3 protein-coding genes and 1 pseudogene are annotated in these 4,535 nt (G+C 42.4%); all 4 read left to right on the top strand.

The window, feature by feature from the left end:
* Positions 1–149 precede the first annotated feature (149 nt).
* Entirely contained in the window at positions 150–440 is a 291-nt protein-coding gene (locus SORDD16_RS12220) for a hypothetical protein (RefSeq protein WP_061452783.1), read from the top strand.
* A 160-nt stretch (positions 441–600) separates the two neighbouring features.
* Entirely contained in the window at positions 601–3,114 is a 2,514-nt protein-coding gene (gene secA, locus SORDD16_RS06420) for a preprotein translocase subunit SecA (protein ID WP_061452782.1), read from the top strand.
* Between the two features lie 79 nt (positions 3,115–3,193).
* Positions 3,194–4,225: a 3-deoxy-7-phosphoheptulonate synthase gene (locus tag SORDD16_RS06415; RefSeq protein ID WP_061413425.1), complete on the top strand. Its 1,032-nt coding sequence runs from the start codon at positions 3,194–3,196 to the stop codon at positions 4,223–4,225.
* A 1-nt stretch (position 4,226) separates the two neighbouring features.
* Positions 4,227–4,535 (top strand): annotated as a pseudogene (locus SORDD16_RS06410) (3-deoxy-7-phosphoheptulonate synthase); the annotation flags it as partial.

Genomic DNA, 4,535 nt, shown 5'->3' with positions numbered 1-4,535 from the left:
AACAATTTGGGGGATATGGTTCCTTTTAGTTTTTTTGTCTCTTGTGAATGACTGGAAAATATATGCCTGTCTAAAGAGAATGTTCAAGCTGAAACAAGAGAACAAAACGAGGACATCTATCAATAGCTAGAGTTTATAGGAGGTCTCAAATGTTCAAGATAAAGCAGTTCATTCATCAATACTACAAAACCTACATTCTTACGATTTGCTTGTTATGGCTACTGGTCTTTTTTCTTCCATGGGATTTGCAAATAGGAGGAGTTTCGGTTTATTTTTTCATCATGAAAAAACTCTTTGTCGTCTTTGGTGTATTGGCAATCTTTTTCTCAGCGCTGACTAAAAGGATAAGTCTCTTTCTCTTTGGAGTGCTATTTTGCATGGCCTTCTGGATCAATCTTTTCCTGATTTTTGGAATTTTGCCAGCTCTGCTTGGCAATTAAATATTTGTGTGAAATGTAGTCCATAAAAAGCCAAGAGGCTGACCTAGAAGTTAGCCTCTTTTCCCTGTTTAAACGCGGATTCTTTCTTGAAAATTAAGAGTAAATGTGCTAGAATTAAAAGAACATTCTAAAATATTCAGAATCTAAAGTAAGGAAAATAATGGCTAATATTTTAAAAACGATTATTGAAAATGATAAAGGGGAACTTCGTCGTCTGGAAAAGATGGCAGACAAGGTTCTCAAATATGAAAATCAGATGGTATCCTTGACGGATGACCAGCTAAAAGCAAAAACAGATGAATTTAAGGAACGTTACAATAAGGGTGAATCGCTGGATTCACTGCTCTATGAGGCTTTTGCGGTAGTACGTGAAGCTGCCAAGCGTGTTCTTGGACTTTTCCCATATAAAGTTCAGGTCATGGGTGGGATTGTCCTCCACCATGGAGATGTTCCTGAGATGCGTACAGGTGAAGGGAAAACCTTGACAGCGACGATGCCTGTATACCTCAATGCCCTTGCAGGTGAAGGGGTTCACGTAGTAACGGTCAACGAGTATCTAACGGAACGTGATGCGACTGAGATGGGTGAATTGTACTCATGGCTGGGTTTGTCAGTAGGGATTAATTTGGCTGCTAAGTCACCGATGGAGAAGAAAGAAGCCTATCTCTGTGATATTACCTATTCGACTAACTCAGAGATTGGTTTCGACTACCTTCGTGACAACATGGTTGTTCGGGCAGAAAACATGGTACAGCGTCCGCTCAACTATGCTTTGGTCGATGAGGTTGACTCGATCTTGATTGATGAGGCTCGTACTCCCTTGATCGTATCAGGAGCCAACGCAGTGGAAACGAGTCAGCTTTATCATATGGCGGATCACTTTGTCAAATCCTTGGACAAAGATGACTATATCATCGACATTCAGTCTAAGACTATTGGTTTGTCTGATTCAGGGATTGACAAGGCTGAAAGCTATTTCAAACTGGAAAATCTCTACGATATTGAAAATGTAGCTCTTACTCACTTCATCGACAATGCCCTCCGTGCCAACTATATCATGATTCTCGATATTGACTATGTGGTTAGTGAAGAGCAGGAAATCCTCATCGTCGACCAATTTACAGGTCGTACCATGGAAGGTCGCCGTTACTCTGATGGTTTACACCAAGCGATTGAAGCAAAAGAAGGTGTACCAATTCAAGACGAGACCAAGACTTCAGCTTCTATTACCTACCAAAACCTCTTCCGTATGTATAAGAAATTGGCAGGTATGACGGGTACTGGTAAAACAGAAGAAGAAGAATTCCGTGAAATCTATAACATTCGCGTCATTCCAATCCCAACCAACCGCCCAATCCAGCGTATTGACCACTCAGACCTTCTCTATGCAAGTCTTGATGCAAAATTCAAGGCCGTGGTTGAAGATGTGAAGGCACGTTATCAAAAGGGTCAGCCAGTCTTGGTAGGTACTGTTGCCGTTGAAACAAGTGATTTCCTTTCTAAGAAATTAGTCGAAGCAGGTGTTCCTCACGAAGTCTTGAATGCGAAAAATCACTACAGAGAAGCTCAAATCATCATGAATGCTGGTCAGCGTGGTGCGGTTACCATCGCAACTAATATGGCCGGTCGTGGTACCGACATCAAGCTTGGTGAAGGAGTTCGTGAACTTGGTGGTCTTTGCGTCATTGGTACAGAGCGTCACGAAAGTCGCCGTATTGATAATCAGCTTCGTGGACGTTCAGGGCGTCAAGGAGACCCAGGTGAGTCACAATTCTACTTGTCTCTTGAAGATGATTTGATGAAACGTTTCGGTTCAGAACGTTTGAAAGGTGTCTTTGAACGTCTCAACATGTCTGACGAAGCCATCGAATCTCGCATGTTAACGCGTCAAGTTGAAGCAGCTCAAAAACGTGTCGAAGGAAACAACTACGACACTCGTAAACAAGTCCTTCAATATGACGACGTTATGCGTGAACAACGTGAAATCATCTATGCACAACGTTATGATGTCATTACTGCAGATCGTGACTTGGCACCAGAAATCCATGCTATGATTCGTCGTACCATTGGACGTATCGTGGATGCACATGCACGTTCTAAGGAAGATGAAAAACTAGAAGCAATCTTGAACTTTGCTAAGTACAACTTACTTCCAGAAGATTCAATTAGCCGTTCAGATCTTGCAGGTCTGTCAGATCAAGCCATCAAAGATGAGCTATATCAACGTGCATTGAAGGTTTATGCTAGCCAAGTTGCTAAACTTCGTGATGAAGATGCGGTCAAGGAATTCCAAAAAGTCTTGATTCTGCGTGTTGTAGATAACAAGTGGACAGACCATATCGACGCTCTGGATCAGTTGCGAAATGCTGTTGGTCTTCGTGGATATGCCCAAAATAACCCAGTTGTTGAGTATCAAGCAGAAGGCTTCCGCATGTTTAATGATATGATTGGGGCGATTGAGTTTGATGTGACTCGTTTGATGATGAAAGCACAAATCCACGAGCAAGAACGTCCACAAACAGAGCACAATATCAGCACGACTGCGACTCGTAACATCGCAGCTCAGCAGGCTCAGCTTCCAAAAGATGTGGACTTGAGCCGAATCGGACGAAATGACCAATGCCCATGTGGATCTGGTAAGAAATTCAAGAACTGTCATGGAAAGAGACAATAATAAGAGATAAGATACAGGCGGATACCTGGTAAAAATCATTTTTTGCTTGGTGTCCGTTTGCTTTATAAGGAGATGAATCATGGTATTTACAGCTAAAAGCCCCAAAATTAACATTGAAGAAGTTCGCGCCTTGTCTAAATTAGAGGGAGCGGCTCTTGCGAGAAAAAATCAACGTGATCAGGAATTGGAAGCCATCATCCGTGGAGAAGACCAGCGTATCCTCTTGGTGATTGGACCATGTTCATCTGATAACGAAGAGGCGGTTCTTGAGTATGCTAAGCGCTTGTCTGCCTTACAAGAAGAAGTCAAAGACCGCATTTTTATGGTTATGCGTGTCTATACAGCCAAACCTCGTACCAATGGAGATGGCTATAAGGGCTTGATTCATCAACCAAATGCAACAGAAGCTCCTAGCTTAATCAATGGGATCAAGGCTGTTCGTCAGCTACACTACCGTGTGATTACCGAGACGGGTATGACAACGGCTGATGAGATGCTCTATCCTGAAAATCTTCCGCTGGTGGATGATTTGATTTCTTATATGGCTGTTGGAGCTCGTTCAGTCGAGGATCAGCAACACCGTTTTGTAGCAAGTGGAGCAGATTTCTCAACAGGATTTAAAAATCCAACATCTGGAAATCTCAATGTTATGTTTAACGGGATTTACGCAGCGCAAAATAAACAGAGTTTTCTCTTTCTCGGTAAAGAGGTGGAAACGACTGGAAATCCTCTATCCCACGCCATTCTTCGTGGTGCCTTGAATGAATATGGGAAAAATATTCCTAACTACTATTATGACAATTTGATGGATACCATTGCCCAGTATGAAAAGATGGGCTTGGAAAATCCCTTTATCATCATCGATACCAATCATGACAATTCAGGCAAGCAGTACATGGATCAAATCCGTATCGTTCGTCAGACCTTGATTAACCGTGACTGGAATGAGAAAATCAAGAAATACGTTCGTGGTTTTATGATTGAGTCCTATCTAGAAGATGGACGTCAAAATGAACCAGAAATTTTTGGTAAGTCCATTACAGATCCGTGTCTAGGATGGGACAACACAGAAGCACTTGTTCGCGAAATTTACCAAACACTAGGAGAATAAGATGGCATTTATCGAAAAAGGTCAAGAAATTGACATTGAAGCAATCAAGGCTGCGACTCAGCTGTCACCTGAAGCCTTGCGAAAGAAAGAAGCCCGCGATAGAGAGTTGGCAGCCATCATCTCAGGTGAGGACAATCGAATCCTTTTGGTGATGGGGCCGTGCTCCTCGGACAATGAAGAAGCAGTGCTCGAATATGCTCATCGCTTAGCAGACTTGCAGAAAAAAGTTGCGGATAAAATCTTTATCGTGATGCGTGTCTATACGGCTAAACCTCGTACCAATGGAGATGGTTATAAGGGCATGATTCAT

This window comes from Streptococcus oralis (assembly GCF_001578945.1).
In the GTDB taxonomy this organism is placed as follows: Bacteria; Bacillota; Bacilli; order Lactobacillales; family Streptococcaceae; genus Streptococcus; species Streptococcus oralis_Q.
Note: the sequence above shows the minus strand (reverse complement) of the source record. Positions and strands in the feature narration are given on the sequence as shown.

Coding starts and splice junctions, on each gene's coding strand:
- SORDD16_RS06415 (WP_061413425.1), top strand. CDS start 3,194: ATGGTATTTACAGCTAAAAGCCCCAAAATTAACATTGAAGAAGTTCGC.
- SORDD16_RS12220 (WP_061452783.1), top strand. CDS start 150: ATGTTCAAGATAAAGCAGTTCATTCATCAATACTACAAAACCTACATT.
- secA (WP_061452782.1), top strand. CDS start 601: ATGGCTAATATTTTAAAAACGATTATTGAAAATGATAAAGGGGAACTT.